Source organism: Streptomyces sp. 8N114 (genome assembly GCF_052245835.1).
Taxonomy (GTDB): Bacteria; Actinomycetota; Actinomycetes; order Streptomycetales; family Streptomycetaceae; genus Streptomyces.
Window position 1 is genome coordinate 69006 of the sequence record NZ_JBQQBT010000001.1, and the last position, 17605, is coordinate 86610.

The window sequence follows — 17605 nt, forward strand, 5'->3', positions numbered from 1 at the left end:
CCCTCAGATATCCGGCACCGTTCCGGCGGCCCCTGGGCACGCCGGCCCTGGTGGACCGGCCCCGGCGCACTGCCTCCCGGCACGCCGGCTCTGGGCCCAGGTCACTCCCCCAGCTTTGTCAGGATCGGCGGCGTACGCTCCCCGCGCACCGTGGTGACGGAGAGCACCGCGTGCTCCGGCTGCAGCTCATTGGCCAGATCGGAGGCCGACCAGCGCTCCCGCTGCTCGCTGCGTACGGTCACCGACTCGGCTGTCACATGCTTGCCGGTCGCCAGCCGCCGCACCGCGTGCAGGACACGGGTCACGGGCTCGTCCGAGACCAGCTGCCGGTTGGTGACCGTGCGGGTCTGCACCCACTCGGTGCCCCACACCTCGGCGAACCGCTCGGCGTCCCACGGTGTGACCCCGGCGCACACCATCCGGCAGCCCACGGCACCCAGCAGCGGACCGCGGAGCGGCTCGGGTACGTCGTCCAGCGCCCGCAGCGTCAGCAGTACGCCGGCGTGCACCGAGCGCAGCCGCTGGAGGCCGCGCAGTGCCTGCGGAGTGACGGTCTGGGCGGCGTCGTCCAGCACCAGGCAGGCGAACAGCGACTGGTCCGCGCGCGCGACCGCGCACTCGGTGAACTGCGCCAGAATCAGCCGGGCCAGAATGCGCGACGCCTCCGCGTGGCCCCGCTCCGGAAGATCGATCCGGACCCGCAGCGGATGTTCGAGCGCCCGCAGCGAGAACGGACGCCGCCCCTCCGCCTTGGGGCTGCCCTCCGGCTGGAAGAAATCGGCGAACGCGGGCCTGTCCAGCAGCGCGATCCGGTCCGCCAACAGCGCTGCGACATCCCCCGCCCGCCCGGACTGGCGCTCGAAGGCGTCGAGTTCGCGGAGCTGGCTCTGCTGCCCGTCGGCGCGCAGCGCTTCCCGCAGCGCGTCGAGGGCTCCGGGACCACCGTCCAGCAGCTCGCGCAGCTCGGGAACGGTGGGGAAACGCCCGTGCACCACGGCGAACGGGCCGATCAGCTGGGCCAGCGACGTCGCAGCACGCCGGCTGTCACCCCCTGGCAGCGTCGCCGCCAGGTCCCCCACCAGCGCCTCGGCGAGCATTCCGGCGGCCTCGTCCGGGTCGGTCGTACCGCCGTAGGGGTCCAGATCGTGGGTGGAGCCGGGGTGCCCGAGCCGGATGACGAGGTCGAACGACTCGTCCGGCACGAAGTGCGAGCCCGCCGGGCTCACCGCGATCACGGCTGCCTGCCCGGCCAGCGCCTGGAGACAGAGCGACTCCACCACCGGGCGGGCCAGCTTGCTCGTCTTACCCGTCCCCGGGGGCCCCACAGCCAGCGCCGACGTACCCAGCAGGGAGGGCTCCAGCGCGATGCCCGCGCCCCGGTACTCGTGCGGATTGCGCTCGGAGTCGGCCGCCCTGCCGATACGGACCTGGCGCAGCGACAGATCGTGCCGGGCAGCCCGCACCGGCAGATCCCGGGCGCCCGACGGATGCCCGCACGCCGCCGCGCCTTCCGTGAGGACGCCCGCGACGAACGCCTCCAGCCGCTGCGGCCTCGCCCGCACCACCTGCCACGCCCGGTCGAGCCGGGCATGGTCGACATCCGTCATCCTCCCGGCCTGCAACTCCTCCGCCAGCTTCTCCGCCGCCTCACCCGCGCCCCCGGCGCGCAGCTCCGGCCATTGGACGGGGTCGAGGTGGGGCGGGGGCGCGGGGGTCGGCGCCTGTGCGGGGGCTGCCGCCATCCCGTCCGGCACGAACCCGCCCGACCGCCGGCCGCCGTCGCCCTTCATCCGCGCCCAGACCCGGCGGGCGAGCTCGTCCCAGCGGCCGACGCGGCCGAAGAAGACGATGAGGGCGACAGCGACGAGGGTGTAGTACCCGTAGGCGAGCAGCTTGCGGCCCGAATCGACGGAGTCGGGCGTCATGGCGTAGAGGGGCCAAAGCCAGAACTGCCCCAAATACCCGTTCCACAGCAGCGACCACAACAGCCACCCCATCAGGAACGAGATAAGAGCTCCGCTGACCAGTTGCCGGGCCGGGGTGCGGTCCGGGTCCTCCGGGGGGCGCGGTGTGTAGCCGCAGCGCCAGATGCCCGGGGCGGCCTCCGGGCGGGGCAGCCGCAGCCAGTCGGCCAGCGGCGGGCCGGCCTGGGGAGCGCTCGGCGGCATGGGCGGCGGTGCTGCCTCCACGCCGCGCGCGGCGGGAATGCTGCCGCTCCCGCCGGGCGGTGGCGGCAAGGGGGTGGAGGGCGCGGGCGGCGCCGGGGGGTGGCTGGTGGGGGTGGGGGCAGTGTGGTGCGTGCTGCCTGTGCCCTGCTTCCGGTGGGGAAGCCCCATGTCCATGTGCTGCCTCAGCTCCCTGACGCCCCGACGTGTCGGCCCTGACGGGCCGACACCCTCCTGCACCCAATCTAGCGGCCGACCACGTCAGTTGGCCCGCGGGCGCGTCCGGTCCTCCGGGACGACCGAGAACCGGGGCGTCATGGGGGCGCGTGAGGATGGTGGGAGGGTGGTCACGGGTGGACGTGCCCGGCCGGATGGACACCCCGGCGCCTATATCCGTAGTGGCCAACACGCGGACGGCACTTCTCCGGAGCGGTGCATGTGTCGGCCGCGCGCGTGCCCCTAGCCTGCGAAGTACCAGACCCCCGTTCCTCCCGAGGAGTGCGCTATGACCGGAAAGACAGAACTGTCCGGAGGGCCTGCCCTCCCCCAGGAGCGGCGGGTCGTCACCGCCGTACCCGGGCCCAAGTCGCAGGAGCTGATGGCCCGCAAGCAGGCATCGGTCGCCCACGGCATCGGGACGGTGCTGCCGGTCTTTGCACGGCGGGCCGGCGGCGGCGTCCTGGAGGACGTGGACGGCAACTCGTTCATCGACTTCGGCTCCGGCATCGCCGTCACCTCCGTCGGCAACAGCGCGGAGGCAGTGGTACGCCGGGCGACCGAGCAGCTCAACGACTTCACCCACACCTGTGCGATGGTCGTCCCCTACGAGCCGTACGTGCAGGTCTGTGAGGAGCTGGCCAAGGTCACGCCGGGCGACCACGACAAGAAGAGCGCGCTGTTCAACTCGGGCGCCGAGGCCGTGGAGAACGCCGTCAAGATCGCTCGTGCGCACACCGGCCGCCAGGCGGTCGTGGTCTTCGACCACGGCTACCACGGCCGCACCAACCTGACGATGGCGCTCACCTCCAAGAACATGCCGTACAAGCACAGCTTCGGCCCGTTCGCCCCCGAGGTGTACCGCGTCCCGGTCGCCTACCCCTACCGCTGGCTGACCGGCCCGGAGAACTGCGCCGAGGAGGCCGCGGCCCAGGCGATCGACCAGATCACCAAGCAGATCGGGCCGGACAACGTCGCGGCCATCATCATCGAACCGGTGCTGGGCGAGGGCGGGTTCATCGTCCCGGCCACGGGCTTCCTGCCGCGGATCCAGCAGTTCGCGCGGGACAACGGAATCGTCTTCGTCGCGGACGAGATCCAGTCCGGCTTCTGCCGTACGGGCCAGTGGTTCGCCTGCGAGGACGAGGGCCTCGTCCCGGACCTGATCACCACCGCGAAGGGCATCGCGGGCGGTCTGCCGCTCGCCGCCGTCACCGGCCGGGCCGACATCATGGACTCCGCGCACAGCGGCGGCCTGGGCGGCACCTACGGCGGCAACCCGGTGGCCTGCGCCGCGGCACTCGGCTCCATCGAGACGATGCGTGAGCTGGACCTGCCCGCCAAGGCCCGGCGCATCGAGGAGATCATGAAGCCGCGGCTGGAGCAGCTGGCGGAGAAGTCCGACATCATCGGCGACGTGCGCGGCCGGGGCGCCATGCTCGCCATCGAGCTGGTGAAGCCGGGCGGCAAGGAGCCCAACCCGGAGGCCACCGCGGCGCTCGCCAAGGCGTGCCACCAGCAGGGCCTGCTCGTCCTGACGACCGGCACCTACGGCAACGTCGTGCGCTTCCTGCCGCCGCTGGTGATCGGCGAGGAGCTGCTCAACGAGGGCCTCGACGTCCTGGAAGAGGCCGTCACCGGTCTGTGACCCTCCGAGAGCACGACGGGGCTCCGTCGAGCTCTGTCCACGCGAGTGCGGGCGTTCCGGCGCCCGCACTTTCGCGTTCCGGGGCCTGTAGCGTGGGGTCGCGACACGGGGCGCGCACACCGCCCGAGCGCAGGCCAAGTGGGCGGTGACCAGCATGGGAGCGGTACCGGTGAAGAATGTGTGCGGGGCCGATGTTCGGTACGTAATGCGCCTGTCGGGCCCCCTCAGGCTGCCGTACGGTTTCCTCAGTCGCCGGGAGACACGGAGGGCCACCTCCAGCATCCCGGCCCGAGCCGGTCTCTCCCCAAGACAGGCCCGGTCGTGCCCTCGCGCACGTTCCTCACCGATCGGATAGCCGCTTGTCCCACACCCCCCGGGACCCGCGGAAACCCGGTCGACGCGGCCGCCCCGGAACTGTCCCCCCGGTTCCCGGGCGGCCGGCCACGTCCACGACCGGTTCCGTACGCGTCACCACCCGTTCCGCGCCCACGCTGTGGGCCTGTTTCCTGTGCGGTCTCGTCCTGGCCCTGACCATCTGGCAGGTGCTCGCCCGGGGCACGCTGATCGGCTGGGACGAGGATCTGGGTACGGACATGCGTCGTGCGGCACCGCCGCGGGCCCTCGCCGAGGCGCTGTCGGATCTGGGCAACATGGAGGTTGCCCTGCCGATCCTGGCCGTCGCGATGGCGCTGTCCCTGCTGCGCCGGCGGGGCCGCGGTTGGCGGCCGGTGCTCTGTTACGCGGTGGCGATGGGGCTGATGGCGCCGCTGGTGACGGGCTTGAAGGCGTGGACGGACCGCACCGGCCCGCTGGGCGGCGGGGGTTACTTCCCGTCGGGGCATGCGGCCACCACGGCGGTGGCGCTCGGCGGCGCGCTGCTGCTCCTCTGCGATGGGCTCTCCCGCGCTGCCAGGTCATCGGGGTGGACGCTCGTCGCCGTACTCGTCGCCGGCAACGGGCTCGGCCTGGTGTGGCGGGGATACCACTGGCCGTTGGACGTGGTGGCGGGCTGGTGCCTCGGCGTGCTGCTGCTGTCCGCGGCCCCGGCCGCCGCCACCGCCCTCCGTACGCCCGACGAATGACAGCAGGTCAGCACATCAGCACGTCGGCAGATCGGGTGCTCGGCTGCTCGGCTGCTCGGCTGCTCGGCCGGTCAGTTGCTCGGCTGGTCAGCTGTCGAAGCCCAACCCCACCTTGTCCATCGCCTTCAGCCACAGGTTGCGCCGTCCGGCCTGGGCGTCGGAGCGGGCCAGCGACCATTGGGTGAGGCCGATCCCGGCCCAGCGCACCGGCTCCGGGGGGAACGGGAGCGGTTTCTTGCGCACCATCTCCAGCGCGGTGCGTTCCGTCCGTTCGCCCGCGAGCAGGTCGAGCATGACCTCGGCGCCGAAGCGGCTGGCGCCGACACCCAGCCCGGTGAAGCCGGCCACGTAGCTGACGCGGCCGTCCATGGCGGTGCCGAAGAAGGGGGAGAACCGGGAGCAGGTGTCGATGACGCCGCCCCAGGTGTGGCTGAAGCGGAGCCCCTCCAACTGCGGGAAACAGCGGAAGAAGTGCCGGGCGAGCTTGGCGAAGGTCTCGGGACGCTGGTGGTAGTCCCGGGAGATGCGGCTGCCGTAGTGGTAGAGAACGTCGTAGCCGCCCCACAGAATGCGGTTGTCGGCGGTGATGCGGAAGTAGTGGAAGTGGTTGGCGCTGTCGCTGAGCCCTTGGCGGTTGTGCCAGCCGATCGCGGCCCGCTGCTCCTCGCTGAGCGGCTCCGTCATCAGGGCGTAGTCGTAGACGGGGACGATGTAGGGCCGCACCCGGCGCACCAGGGACGGGAAGGCGTTGGTGCCGAGGGCGATCTGCCGCGCGCGTACCCGGCCGTACGGGGTGGCGACGGCGATCTCGGAGCCGCTGGGGGCCAGCCGGGTGGCCGGGGTGTGCTCGTAGATGCGTACGCCGGCCTGTTCGCAGGCGCGCTTGAGGCCCCAGGCGAGCCGTGCGGGGTTGACCATGGCCACGCCCGTACGGTCCCAGAGCCCGGCCAGAAAGGTCGGGGAGTCGGCTTCGGCGCGCACCGCGTCGCGGTCCAGCAGGGTCAGCCCCTCCCCCACGCCGAGGTCTCGGGCCTGCTGCGCCCACTCCTCCAGTTCGGCCACCTGGTGGGGTTCGGTGGCCACGGCGATCTCACCGGTGCGTTCGAAGTCGCAGTCGATGCCGTAGCGGGCGACGGCTTCCTCGATCGCGTCCAGGTTCCGTAGGCCCAGCCGCTCCAGCTCCGCGAGTTCGTCCGGCCAGCGGGAGAGGCCGTTGCCGAAGCCGTGGGTGAGCGAGGCGGCGCAGAAGCCGCCGTTGCGCCCCGAGGCCGCCCAGCCGACCTCCTCGCCCTCGACCAGCACCACATCGCGCCCGGGATCGCGCTCCTTGGCGACCAGCGCGGTCCACAGTCCGCTGTAGCCGCCTCCTACGACGAGCAGGTCGCAGCTTTCGTCACCGACGAGTGCCGGGCGGGCCGCGGGGCGGTGGTCGGGGTCGTCCAGCCAGAAGGGGCTCGGCCGGGCGTCGGCGAGGGAGCGGAGGGCAGCTTCGGAGGCCACAGCATCGCTCACGGTTATCGGCTCCTTGTTGCACACGGTTGTACGCAGGTGTACGCGGATGTACTCAGGTGTACGCAGATATACGCGGGTGTACGCGGATGGCCGGGGTGAACGCGGGCGTACACGTACGGGGGAACGGCAGCGGCGGGAGACGGGATCCCGCCCGCGCTCACGACTTCTTGCGGCGGTTGGCCGCGATCTGGCCTCCCAGCACGATGGCGAGCGCCAGCACGAACATCGCCGAGCCGATCACATTGACCTGCACCGGCACCCCACGCTGGGCCGCGCCCCAGACGAACATGGGGAAGGTCACCGTCGAGGGGCCCGCGTTGAACTGGGTGATGATGAAGTCGTCGAACGACAGGGCGAAGCTGAGCATGGCGCCGGCGGCTATGCCTGGCGCCGCCAGCGGCAGCGTCACCCGCCAGAACGTCTGGAAGGGCCCGGCGTACAGATCGCGTGCGGCCTCCTCAAGGCGGGGGTCCATGCTCATCACCCGCGCTTTGACGGCGACCACCACAAAGCTCAGACAGAACATGACGTGCGCGATCAGGAGCGTCACGAACCCGAACTGGATGCGCGTGTTGAGGAAGAGCGTGCCGAGCGAGGCGCCCATCACGACCTCGGGCATGGCCATCGGGAGGAAGATCAGCGCGTTGGTGGTGCTCTTGCCCCGGAAGCGGTAGCGGGCCAGCGCGAAGGCCGCGAACGTACCGAACGCCGTGGCGATCAGCGTGGACAGCACCGCGATCCGGAGGCTGAGTCCCAGCGACCCGCACATGTCCGCGACGCCGCAGGGGTCGGTCCAGGCTTCGGTGGAGAACGCGCGCCAGGCGTAGTTGAACCGGCCGGCGGGTTTGTTGAAGGAGAACAGCAGGACGACCAGGTTGGGCACCAGCAGATACGCCAGGGCCAGACACCCCATCAGCACGACGGCGTTCCTGCGCAGCCAGCGCACCGGCGAGCCCAGCGAGCGGGAGCGGGAGGGGGCTTGGGCGGTGGTGGACATCAGACCAGCTCCTCCGTTCCCGCCTTGCGCATATAGACACTGACCATGATCAGAATGAGCGCCATCAGGATGAAGGACATCGCTGCCGCCGTCGGGTAGTCGAGGACGTTGAGGAACTGCTTCTGGATGGCGTTGCCGACCATCTGCTCGTTGGGCGAGCCCAGCAGCTGGGCGTTGATGTAGTCGCCGGACGCCGGGATGAAGGTGAGCAGCGTGCCGGCCACCACGCCGGGCAGCGAGAGCGGGAAGGTCACCTTCCGGAACGTCGTCGAGGGTTTGGCGTACAGGTCGCGGGCGGCCTCGAGCAGCGAGGTGTCGATCCGTTCCAGCGAGCTGTAGAGCGGCAGGATCATGAACGGGAGGAAGTTGTAGGTCAGGCCGCAGACCACCGCCAGCGGGGTGGCCAGCACGCGCTCGTCGCCGGTCAGCCCCAGCCAGCTGGTCACATCGAGGATGTGCAGGGAGCTGAGGACACCGACGACCGGGCCGCCGTCGGAGAGGATCGTCTTCCAGGCCAGGGTGCGGATGAGGAAGCTGGTGAAGAACGGGGCGATCACCATCACCAGGAGCAGGTTGCGCCACCGGCCGGCGCGTACGGCGATCATGTAGGCGAGCGGGTAGCCGATGAGCAGGCACAGCGCCGTCGCGACGGCCGCGTATCCGAACGAGCGGACGAAGTGTTCGCCGTAGGTCCCCAGCGCTTCGGTGTAGTTCGAGAACTGCCAGGTGACGCGGAAGCCCTCCTCCAGCGAGCCGCTCTGCACGGAGGTGGACGCCTGGTAGAAGAGCGGGGCGACGAAGAAGACGGCGAGCCAGAGCCCGGCGGGCAGCAGCAGCCAGTACGGCGTCAGCCTGCGGCGCGCCCGTCCGGCGCCCTGCCCTGTGGCCGCGCCGTCAGGGGACTTCCCCGTGCCGGGAGCCGCGTCGGACGACGCGGGTCCCGAGGGCGAGAGAGGGGCTACGGCTGTCATACGGCCTCCTCGCCCGCCGCCGCGTCCTGGGCCGCGTCCAGCGCGAAGGTGTGCGCGGGCCGCCAGTGCAGTACGACATGGGAGCCGGGCGTGAGCCTGCTGTCGCGCGCCACGTTCTGCTCGTAGACGGTGAGCCCGGTGCCGGTCGGGGTCTCGACGAGGTACTGCCAGGAGACTCCCAGATAGCTGGCGTCCGTGATGCGGCCGGTGAGCCGGTTGTGGTCCTCGGGAACGCCCTGGGGGACAGTGTCCGCGTCGTCGGTGTGGGTGAGGGAGATCTTCTCCGGCCGTACGCCGACCAGCACCTTTGTGCCCGCGTCGACTTCTTCGACGGCGCAGCGGGCGGTCGGCAGCCGCAGGGTGGCCTCGGCGCCCACCACCTGGACCCGCACCTGATCCGTTTCGGCGGCGTCCTGCGCGACCACCTCCGCCTCGATCAGGTTCGAGGTGCCCAGGAAGTTGGCGACGAACGTCGAGCGGGGGTTCTCGTACAGCTCGGCGGGCGGCCCCAGCTGTTCGACGCGCCCGCCGTACATCACCGCGACGCTGTCGGCCATCGTCATGGCTTCTTCCTGGTCGTGGGTGACGTGCACGAAGGTGATGCCGACCTCGGTCTGGATGCGCTTGAGTTCGAGCTGCATCTGGCGGCGCAGCTTGAGGTCGAGGGCGCCCAGCGGCTCGTCGAGGAGGAGCACCTGGGGACGGTTGATCAGCGCGCGGGCGAGGGCGACGCGCTGCTGCTGGCCGCCGGAGAGCTGGCGTGGCTTGCGGCGGGCCATGTCACCCAGCTGGACGAGGTCGAGCATCTCCTCGACCTGCTTGCTCACAGATTTCACCCCGCGGCGGCGCAGCCCGAAGGCGATGTTCTCGGTGACGTCCAGATGCGGGAAGAGCGCGTAGTTCTGGAAGACGGTGTTGACGGGGCGCTTGTGGGGCGGGAGACGAGTGATGTCGTCGTCGCCCAGCAGAATGCTGCCGGAGGTCGGTTCCTCCAGCCCCGCGATCATGCGCAGCGTGGTCGTCTTGCCGCAGCCGGAGGCGCCCAGCAGGGCGAAGAACGAGCCCTCCGGGATGGTGAGATCGAGCGGATGGACGGCGGTGAAGTCGCCGAAGGTCTTACTGATGCCGGAAAGAGTGATGGTCATAGCCGGTCCTCGGGGAGGCGGGGCCGGTCCCACAGTCGAGGGGAGCAGGCCCGGCGGGCAGGGACGCGGGCGGTTCAGGCCCCGATGAGCTTGGAGAACTTCTCCTCGTACCGTGCTTCTTCCTTGGCGCTCATCGGCCGGAAGTTCTTGCCCTTGGCGATCATCCGCTCGTCCGGGAAGATCAGCGGAGCCTCGGCCAGCTCCTTGTCGATCTTCTCCATCTCGGCCTTGGCGCCGGAGACCGGGCAGATGTAGTTGACCCACGCGGCCAGCTCGGCGGCCTCCTTGGGCTGGTAGTAGTAGTCGATCAGCGCCTCGGCGTTGCTGCGGTGCCGGGCCTTGGCGGGTACGAGCAGGTCGTCCGTACCGAAGAGATAGCCGCGCTCGGGGACGGCGAACTCCACATCGGGGTTGTCGAGCTGGAGCTGCACCACGTCACCTGCCCAGGCCAGACAGGCGGCGATGTCGCCGGAGTTGAGCTCGTCCATGTAGTCGTTGCCGCTGAAGCGGCGGAGCTGTTTGCGGTCGACGGCCTTCTGGATGCGGGCGATGGCCGCGTTGAAGTCGTCCTCGGAGAAGCGCTCGGAGTCGATCCCCATGTCGAGCATGGTCAGCCCGATGGTGTCGGTCATCTCTGTCAGCATGGATATCCGGCCCTTGAGGGACTCGTCCTCCAGCAGCTGCGTGACGCTGGTGACCTTCTTCCCCTTGGTGGCCTTCTTGTTGTACGCGACGATGCAGGCCGTGCCCGCCCACGGGTAGCTGTACTGCCGCCCGGGATCGTGCGCCGCGGCGCGGAAGCGGTCCTCGAGATTGGTGACGGCGTGCGGCAGGTTGGCCGGGTCCAGGCGCTGCGCCCAGCCCTGCCGGATGACCCGGCCGGCCATCCAGTCGGACAGGCACACCAGGTCACGGCCGGTGTCCTGGCCTGCTGCGAGCTGGGGCTTGATCTTGCCGTAGAACTCGTTGTTGTCGTTGATGTCCTCGACGTACTTGACCTTGATGCCACTCTCACGTTCGAAGCGGTCGAGCGTGGGGCGCTTCTTCTTGTTCTTCTCGTCGACGTCGATGTAGAGCGGCCAGTTGGCGAAGTTGAGGACCTTCTCCTTGCGGGAGTGGTCGGGGGTGTCCTCGGGGGCCTCGCCGCCCTTGCTGCCTGCCGCGGGCGGGATTCCGCAGGCGGCGAGGGCGGAGCCGGCCGCGGCGAGGGACGCGGCTCGCAGCAGCCTGCGCCGGGACATCGCGGCGCGGCCACTGGTCAGACCGCGTTCCCACGCCTTGGCGACGGGCTCCGGCAGTCCTTCGTACAGGTCCATGGGGGACCGCCTTCCTGGAAGGAGAACGGGGAAGGGGTGCGGGGGGGTGTGGAGAGGGGACGGACGGGGCGCGTGCGCTCAGCGGTCGCGCGCGCCGAAGACCGTGCGGTGCCAGTCCTTGCGCACGACGCCGGTCGTCTCCGACATGACGTGCTTGATCTGCGTGTACTCCTCGAAGGAATAGGCGGACATGTCCTTGCCGTAGCCGGACGCCTTGTAGCCGCCGTGCGGCATCTCGCTGATGATCGGGATGTGGTCGTTGAGCCATACGCACCCGGCCTGGAGCTCCCGCGCGGCGCGTCCGGTGCGGAAGACGGAGCGGCTCCAGGCGGAGGCGGCGAGTCCGTAGGGGGTGTCGTTGGCCAGCGCGATGCCCTCGTCGTCGGTGTCGAAGGGGAGGACGACGAGGACGGGGCCGAAGATCTCCTGCTGGACGACCTCGCTGTCCTGCGGCGCGTCGGTGATGAGCGTCGGCCGGTAGTACGCGCCCTTGGCGAGCTCTCCGCCGGGTGCCTGACCACCGGTGACGACGGTGGCGTAGGAGCGGGCCCGGTCCACGAAGCCCGCCACCCGGTCGCGCTGTGCATGGGAGATCAGCGGCCCCAGGTCCGTCCCGTCCGCGAACGGGTCACCGACGCGCACCCCGTCCATCAGGTCGGAGACGGCCCGCACGAACGCTTCGTAGAGCGGACGCTGGACATAGGCGCGGGTCGCCGCGGTGCAGTCCTGGCCGGTGTTGATGAGCGCGCCCGCGACCGCGCCGTGTGCCGCGGCCTCCAGGTCGGCGTCGTCGAACACCAGGAAGGGTGCCTTGCCGCCCAGTTCGAGGTGGAGGCGCTTGGCGGGCCGGGAAGCGGTGGTGGCGATCTCGGCCACCCGCCTGCCGACGGCGGTGGAGCCGGTGAACGAGGTCATGGCGACGCCTGGGTGGGCGACCAGCGCCTCACCCGCGTCCCGGCCCGCTCCCGTGACGATGTTGATGACGCCGGCCGGGATGCCCGCCTCGTGCGCGGCCTGCGCGAACATCAATGAGGTGAGGGGGGTGAGCTCGGAGGGCTTGAGGACGATGGTGTTGCCGGCCGCCACGGCCGGGAGGATCTTCCAGGCCGCCGTCTGGAGCGGGTAGTTCCATGGGGCGATGGAGCCGATGACGCCGAGCGGTTCGCGGCGGACGGCCGAGGTGTGCTCGCCGCTGTACTCGGCTGCCGCGGCGCCGGTGAGGTGGCGTGCAGCGCCCGCGAAGAAGGCGACGTTGTCGAAGGAGCCGGGCACATCGAACTCGGCGGAGAGCTTGAGCGGCTTGCCGCACTGGAGCGACTCGGCGTACACGAACTCGTCCGTCAGCTCGGTCAGCCGGGCCGCCCAGCGGTGCATGGCCTCGGAGCGCTCGGCGGGGGTGGCACCCGCCCAGCCGGGGAGGGCTTCGTCTGCCGCGCGGACGGCGGTGTCGACGTCGGCGGCGCTCGCCAGCTCGAAGGCGTAGACCTCCTCGCCGGTCGCGGGGTCCACGACCGCGTGCGAGCGGCCCGAGGTGCCGGGCCCGAGCCTGCCCGCGACGTACTGGGCGCCCGCGGCGAACCGTTCGGACACATCGAAGCGCTGGACCATCGGGACTCCTGACCACTACGGCATGCGGCGTGCTGCGGCGGTCTCAGGGCACGGTCGTGCGATTCGGCGCCGTAGCCCAGGCCGCTGTTGACAGCCGATCCTGGCAGGGGTTCGACCATCCAACAAGGGATTCCGTAGTTATCTTTTGATTACGCCACGGAATCGATACCCCGGCGCGGATTTCGCCTCACGATGGGGGAGCCCTGCGCGGCACGACGGAAGATCCCCCGCGCGACACGACGGGCGCACCCTGTGCGGCAAACACGAAGGGCGGCCCTCCCGCACCCGCGGGAGGGCCGCCCTCTGTCAACTGTCGTGCACCGAGGATGGGTTCAGTCGGCCGTCAGCACCGGAACGTGCGAGCTCTGTGCGTTGTAGGAGTCACCACTGCCGCCGCCCGAGCCGCTTCCGGAGTCGTCCGACCAGACCGTCAGACCGAGGATCAGCAACGTGCTGACGATCACCGAAAGCACCAGCCCGACGATGCCGAGGACGAACCCGGCCGTCGCCTGTCCACCGCCGCCCAGCTCCCCACGCTCCACTCCGCGCCGGGCGCTGACGCCCAGGCACAGCGCGACGACGGAGGAGAACACCGCGAGGAAGCTGCCCCAGCAGGTGAGGACCAGCACCACGCTGGCGATGCCCACCACCATGGCCGCCACGGACTTGCCGACCGGCGGAGGCGGCCCCTGCCATCCGTATCCGTACTGCGCGTACGCCCCGGCACCGTAGCCGCCGTAACCGCCGTAACCGGCCTGGCCGCTCTGCGGGCCGTACCCGGGTGGTGGCTGTGCGCCGTAGGAGCGGCCCGGCCCGTCCGGCGCGGGCGGTATCGGGGGCGGTATCTCGTCCCCCGGGCCGTTGCCGTTCCCCCAGCTCGCCTGCCCGGGCGCTCCGGCAGGCGGCAGATGCCCTGCCCCCTTGTCCATCGCGTCCCCTCTCCTCTGCTCCCGTTTCCTCCCGTTCCCTGCCCTTCATGCTATGCGCAGCCCGGGCCCCGCTCCCGGCGGCGGACGCCTACGATGATCCGGACCCGCAACTCAGCCGGAGGCCCTCTTGTCCCACCCTTCCGACCTGGCCGCCTTCATCGCAGGACTGCCCAAGGCCGAGCTGCACGTGCACCACGTCGGCTCCGCCTCACCCCGGATCGTGGCCGAGCTCGCCGGCCGCCATCCGGAGGCAGGGGTACCGACCGACCCCGAAGCACTTGCCGAATACTTCACGTTCACCGACTTCGCGCACTTCATCCAGGTCTATCTGTCGGTGGTGGACCTCATCAGGGACGCCGAGGACGTGCGTCTGCTGACGTACGAGATCGCCCGGGACATGGCGCGGCAGTCGATCCGGTACGCGGAACTGACCGTCACTCCCTACAGCTCCGTGAGCCGCGGCATTCCGGACGGCGCCTTCCTGGAAGCCATCGAGGACGCCCGCCGCGCCGCCGAGCGGGAGCTGGGTGTGGTGCTGCGCTGGACGTTCGACATTCCCGGCGAGGCGGGTCTCGCGGCGGCGGAGGAGACCACCAGGATCGCCACCGAGATGGCACCGGACGGGCTGGTCTCCTTCGGTCTGGGCGGGCCCGAGATCGGGGTGCCCCGGCCGCAGTTCAAGCCGTACTTCGACCGCGCGCTGGCCGCAGGGCTGCACAGCGTTCCGCACGCGGGAGAGACCACGGGCCCGGAGACCATCTGGGACGCGCTCACCTCGCTGCGTGCCGAACGCATCGGCCACGGCACCAGCGCCGTCCGGGACCCCCGGCTGCTGGAGCACCTGGCCGAGCGCGGCATCCCGCTGGAGGTCTGCCCCACCTCGAACATCGCGACCCGGGCCGTGGAGACGCTGGAGGGCCATCCCATCAGCGAGATGGTCAAGGCCGGCGTCCTGGTCACCGTCAACAGCGACGACCCGCCGATGTTCGGCACCGACCTGAACACCGAGTACGGCATCGCGGCCCGGCTGCTGGGCCTGGACGCGCCCGGCGTCGCGACGCTCGCCAGGAACGCGGTGAAGGTCTCCTTCCTGGATGAGGCTGGCAAGGCCCGGCTGTGCGAGGAGATCGACACCTACCTCGCCGACTGGCAGCGCCCCAGGTGACCGGCAGCGCGGCCGGGACGGCAGCATCGCCCGGTCCCCCGCGCGGCAGACCGGCCGCGGTGGCGCACCGGGGCGCGCCCTTCGCCGCGCGTGAGAACACCCTGCCCTCGTTCCGCGCCGCCGTGGCCGCCGGGGCCGATGCCGTGGAGCTGGACGTACGGCTCACCCGGGACGGAGTCCCCGTCGTGCTGCACGACCGGACGCTGGAGCGGCTGTGGGGGCACGACGCCGCCCTCTCCGCGCTCACCCACGAGCGGCTGGCCGCCCTCGCGGAAGGCGTGCCCTCGCTCGCCGACGCGCTGGCCGTCACGCGTTCCGTCCGTACGCTGATCGATCTGCCCGACCCGGCAGCCGCCCGGGCCACGGTCGCGGCGGTGCGGGCTGCGGACGCCGCGGAGCGCGTCTACTACTGCGGCGGCGCGGAGGCGATGCGGCGGGTGCGGGCCGCGGAGCCGGGCGCCGAGGTGGCGCTCACCTGGGAGCGCGCGGCGCCGGTGCGGCCGACCCTGCTCCACGAGCTGCAACCCCGCTGGCTCAACTACGGTTTCGGGCTGCTCACCCCGGAACTGGTCGACCGTGCACACGCCGACGGACGGCTGGTCTCCGCATGGACGGTCGACCGGGTACGCACCATGCGCCGGCTCGCCGCCATGGGCGTCGACGCGCTCACCACCAACCACATCGCCCGGCTGGTGAGCGCCCTGGAGTCGCCGCCCGGCCGCCGGAGTTGGGGCAGGGCTGTTACATGAAGTGGCTTACGGCGGGCATCCGTGAGTGATTGGCTCGTATGAGCTCGTCTACGCACTCGTGAATGGAAACCGCCATGATCATTTTTGGTACCAGCAGCAAGCTGGTGCAGCTGGCCATGCTGAACCTGCTCTGCGGCTTCTGTGGCAACCCCGCCGCGCACGCACTGCGTAAGCGCGTCACGAAGTTCTCGCTCTTCTTCATCCCGCTCTTCCCGATCGCACCTGCGAAGCACTCGCTGCAGTGCACCTTCTGCGGAGCGCAGTCCGAGGTGTCCAAGGAGTCGGCGGAACAGATGCTGGTCCAGGCCCAGGGTCCGGCTCCGGCCGGGCAGCCCGGCCCGGAGCAGGGCATGGGCGGCGTCCCCCAGCAGCCGGGCGCGCAGAGCGGCAACCCCTTCGCGGGCCGGCAGCCGCAGAACCCGTACCAGTCCTGAGGCCGAGGCCGCACGCCGGTACGAGAGGGCCCGCACCGCCGGAAGGCAGGGTGCGGGCCCGATGCGTATGCGGATGCGTACGCACTCTCAGCGAGGGAGTCGGCTCACAGCGCCGTCATCACGTGCTTGACGCGCGTGTAGTCCTCCAGGCCGTACGTCGACAGGTCCTTGCCGTAGCCGGACTTCTTGAAGCCGCCGTGCGGCATCTCGGCGACGAGCGGGATGTGGGTGTTGATCCACACGCAGCCGAAGTCCAGCGCCTTGGACAACCGCATGGCGGTGCCGTGGTTGGTCGTCCACACCGACGACGCCAGCGCGTACTCCACGTCGTTGGCCCACTCGACCGCCTGCGCCTCGTCGGTGAACTTCTGGACGGTGATCACCGGCCCGAAGACCTCGTTCTGGATGATCTCGTCGTCCTGCTTGAGCCCGGAGACGACGGTGGGCGCGTAGAAGTAGCCCTTGTCGCCGACGCGCTCGCCGCCCGCCTCGACCTTGGCGTGTGCCGGGAGGCGGTTGATGAAGCCCTCCACCTTCTCCAGGTGGGTGGGGTTGTTCAGCGGGCCGTAGAAGCAGTCCTCGTCGCTCAGGTCACCGGTCTTGACCTCGGCGGCCGCCTTGGCGAGCGCCTGCACGAACTCCTCGTAGACGCCCTCCTGGACGAGCACCCGGGTGGCCGCCGTGCAGTCCTGCCCGGCGTTGAAGAAGCCGCCGTCCCTGATGCCCTCGACGGCTGCCGGGATGTCGGCGTCGTCGAACACCACGCAGGGGGCCTTGCCGCCCAGCTCCAGGTGGACGCGCTTGAGGTCCTTGGCGCCGCTGGCCGCGACCTCCATACCCGCCCGGACCGACCCGGTGATCGAGGCCATCGCCGGGGTCTTGTGCTCGACGAGCAGCCGGCCGGTGTCCCGGTCGCCGCACACCACGTTGAAGACACCCTTGGGCAGGATCTCGCCCATCACCTCGGCCATGAAGACAGTGGAGGCCGGGGTGGTGTCCGACGGCTTGAGCACAACGGTGTTGCCCGCCGCCAGGGCCGGGGCGAACTTCCACACGGCCATCATGGCCGGGTAGTTCCATGGCGCGACCTGGGCGCACACCCCGATCGGCTCGCGCCGTACGAAGGAGGTCAGGCCCTCCATGTACTCGCCGGCCGACTTGCCGTCCAGCATCCGGGCCGCACCCGCGAAGAAGCGGATCTGGTCGAGCATCATCGGCAGCTCTTCCTGCCGGGTCAGCTCCAGCGGCTTGCCGCAGTTCTCGCACTCGGCGGCCAGCAGCTCGTCGGCGCGTGCCTCCAGGGCATCGGCGATCTTGAGGATGGCCTGCTGCCGGGTGCCGGGCGTGGCGTCCCGCCAGGCGGGGAAGGCGGCCTCGGCCGCAGCCATCGCGGCGTCGACGTCGGCGGCGCCGGACAGCGGTGCCGTGGCGTACGCCTCACCCGTCGCCGGGTTGACCACCTTGGTGGTCCGGCCGTCAGCGGCGTCCCTGAACTCCCCGTCGATGTAGTTGCGCAGTCGACGCAGCTCGGTGGTCACTTCGCACCCCTCCTGCTTCGTTGTCCATTGGGTGAGACTGCCACCCTAACCGGCAGAGCAACGTTTTCGATACGCCTGACGCCGCCGAACAACGGAATCAGTTTTAAGCGAGCCGAATGGCTGCGGATTA

The 17605-nt window shown here is 70.6% G+C and carries 14 protein-coding genes; 5 read left to right on the plus strand and 9 right to left on the minus strand.

Annotated features, from left to right (window positions below; translation table 11 throughout):
- Window positions 1-101: 101 nt before the first annotated feature.
- Window positions 102-2342, minus strand: coding sequence for an ATP-binding protein (locus ACTWQF_RS00270; protein WP_443275930.1), 2241 nt, complete (start codon window positions 2340-2342; stop codon window positions 102-104).
- A gap of 328 nt (window positions 2343-2670) precedes the next feature.
- Between ACTWQF_RS00270 and gabT the strand changes: the two genes are divergently transcribed.
- Together gabT and ACTWQF_RS00280 are read left to right on the plus strand one after the other, a co-directional pair.
- Window positions 2671-4029, plus strand: a complete 1359-nt coding sequence (gene gabT, locus ACTWQF_RS00275; RefSeq protein ID WP_443275931.1) for a 4-aminobutyrate--2-oxoglutarate transaminase — start codon at window positions 2671-2673, stop codon at window positions 4027-4029.
- A gap of 359 nt (window positions 4030-4388) precedes the next feature.
- The gene (locus tag ACTWQF_RS00280; RefSeq protein ID WP_443275932.1) at window positions 4389-5111 is read left to right on the plus strand and encodes a phosphatase PAP2 family protein; all 723 of its coding nucleotides are present in this window, start codon (window positions 4389-4391) and stop codon (window positions 5109-5111) included.
- Window positions 5112-5198: 87 nt separating this feature from the next.
- Here the strand turns inward: ACTWQF_RS00280 and ACTWQF_RS00285 are convergent, their stop codons facing one another.
- From ACTWQF_RS00285 to ACTWQF_RS00315, 7 genes are all read right to left on the minus strand, one after another.
- Window positions 5199-6623 (minus strand): NAD(P)/FAD-dependent oxidoreductase, encoded by a 1425-nt coding sequence (locus ACTWQF_RS00285; protein WP_443275934.1) that lies wholly within the window; start codon window positions 6621-6623, stop codon window positions 5199-5201.
- Between the two features lie 157 nt (window positions 6624-6780).
- Window positions 6781-7620 carry an ABC transporter permease gene (locus tag ACTWQF_RS00290; protein WP_443275935.1) on the minus strand — a complete coding sequence of 280 codons (840 nt, stop codon included), beginning with the start codon at window positions 7618-7620 and terminating at the stop codon, window positions 6781-6783.
- A complete protein-coding gene (locus ACTWQF_RS00295) occupies window positions 7620-8591 on the minus strand; it encodes an ABC transporter permease (protein ID WP_443275937.1) in 972 nt (323 codons plus the stop codon). Before ACTWQF_RS00295 ends, ACTWQF_RS00290 begins: the two co-directional genes overlap by 1 nt.
- Complete coding sequence (locus ACTWQF_RS00300) at window positions 8588-9736, minus strand: ABC transporter ATP-binding protein (RefSeq protein ID WP_443275940.1); 1149 nt, start codon at window positions 9734-9736, stop codon at window positions 8588-8590. Before ACTWQF_RS00300 ends, ACTWQF_RS00295 begins: the two co-directional genes overlap by 4 nt.
- A gap of 74 nt (window positions 9737-9810) precedes the next feature.
- The gene (locus ACTWQF_RS00305) at window positions 9811-11052 is read right to left on the minus strand and encodes a polyamine ABC transporter substrate-binding protein (RefSeq protein ID WP_443275942.1); all 1242 of its coding nucleotides are present in this window, start codon (window positions 11050-11052) and stop codon (window positions 9811-9813) included.
- Between the two features lie 78 nt (window positions 11053-11130).
- Window positions 11131-12660, minus strand: a complete 1530-nt coding sequence (locus tag ACTWQF_RS00310) for a gamma-aminobutyraldehyde dehydrogenase (protein WP_443275944.1) — start codon at window positions 12658-12660, stop codon at window positions 11131-11133.
- A gap of 332 nt (window positions 12661-12992) precedes the next feature.
- Window positions 12993-13589: a DUF4190 domain-containing protein gene (locus ACTWQF_RS00315; RefSeq protein ID WP_443275946.1), complete on the minus strand. Its 597-nt coding sequence runs from the start codon at window positions 13587-13589 to the stop codon at window positions 12993-12995.
- Between the two features lie 127 nt (window positions 13590-13716).
- On the opposite strand from ACTWQF_RS00315, the gene ACTWQF_RS00320 reads away from it, so the two are divergent.
- The 3 genes from ACTWQF_RS00320 (at window position 13717) to ACTWQF_RS00330 (ending at window position 15937) form a co-directional block, all read left to right on the plus strand.
- Window positions 13717-14754 (plus strand): adenosine deaminase, encoded by a 1038-nt coding sequence (locus ACTWQF_RS00320; RefSeq protein ID WP_443275947.1) that lies wholly within the window; start codon window positions 13717-13719, stop codon window positions 14752-14754.
- Complete coding sequence (locus ACTWQF_RS00325) at window positions 14751-15503, plus strand: glycerophosphodiester phosphodiesterase (RefSeq protein ID WP_443275948.1); 753 nt, start codon at window positions 14751-14753, stop codon at window positions 15501-15503. Before ACTWQF_RS00320 ends, ACTWQF_RS00325 begins: the two co-directional genes overlap by 4 nt.
- A gap of 74 nt (window positions 15504-15577) precedes the next feature.
- Window positions 15578-15937, plus strand: coding sequence for a zinc-ribbon domain-containing protein (locus ACTWQF_RS00330; RefSeq protein WP_443275950.1), 360 nt, complete (start codon window positions 15578-15580; stop codon window positions 15935-15937).
- 104 nt (window positions 15938-16041) lie between these two features.
- On the opposite strand, the gene ACTWQF_RS00335 is transcribed toward ACTWQF_RS00330, so the two are convergent.
- The gene (locus tag ACTWQF_RS00335; protein ID WP_443275952.1) at window positions 16042-17475 is read right to left on the minus strand and encodes a gamma-aminobutyraldehyde dehydrogenase; all 1434 of its coding nucleotides are present in this window, start codon (window positions 17473-17475) and stop codon (window positions 16042-16044) included.
- Window positions 17476-17605 lie beyond the last annotated feature (130 nt).

Bases quoted from the DNA above. Each gene is read 5' to 3' on its own strand.
- ACTWQF_RS00305 (WP_443275942.1), bottom strand. From the start codon at position 11,052: ATGGACCTGTACGAAGGACTGCCGGAGCCCGTCGCCAAGGCGTGGGAA.
- ACTWQF_RS00315 (WP_443275946.1), bottom strand. From the start codon at position 13,589: ATGGACAAGGGGGCAGGGCATCTGCCGCCTGCCGGAGCGCCCGGGCAG.
- ACTWQF_RS00330 (WP_443275950.1), top strand. From the start codon at position 15,578: ATGATCATTTTTGGTACCAGCAGCAAGCTGGTGCAGCTGGCCATGCTG.
- ACTWQF_RS00270 (WP_443275930.1), bottom strand. From the start codon at position 2,342: ATGGACATGGGGCTTCCCCACCGGAAGCAGGGCACAGGCAGCACGCAC.
- gabT (WP_443275931.1), top strand. From the start codon at position 2,671: ATGACCGGAAAGACAGAACTGTCCGGAGGGCCTGCCCTCCCCCAGGAG.
- ACTWQF_RS00300 (WP_443275940.1), bottom strand. From the start codon at position 9,736: ATGACCATCACTCTTTCCGGCATCAGTAAGACCTTCGGCGACTTCACC.
- ACTWQF_RS00310 (WP_443275944.1), bottom strand. From the start codon at position 12,660: ATGGTCCAGCGCTTCGATGTGTCCGAACGGTTCGCCGCGGGCGCCCAG.
- ACTWQF_RS00290 (WP_443275935.1), bottom strand. From the start codon at position 7,620: ATGTCCACCACCGCCCAAGCCCCCTCCCGCTCCCGCTCGCTGGGCTCG.
- ACTWQF_RS00295 (WP_443275937.1), bottom strand. From the start codon at position 8,591: ATGACAGCCGTAGCCCCTCTCTCGCCCTCGGGACCCGCGTCGTCCGAC.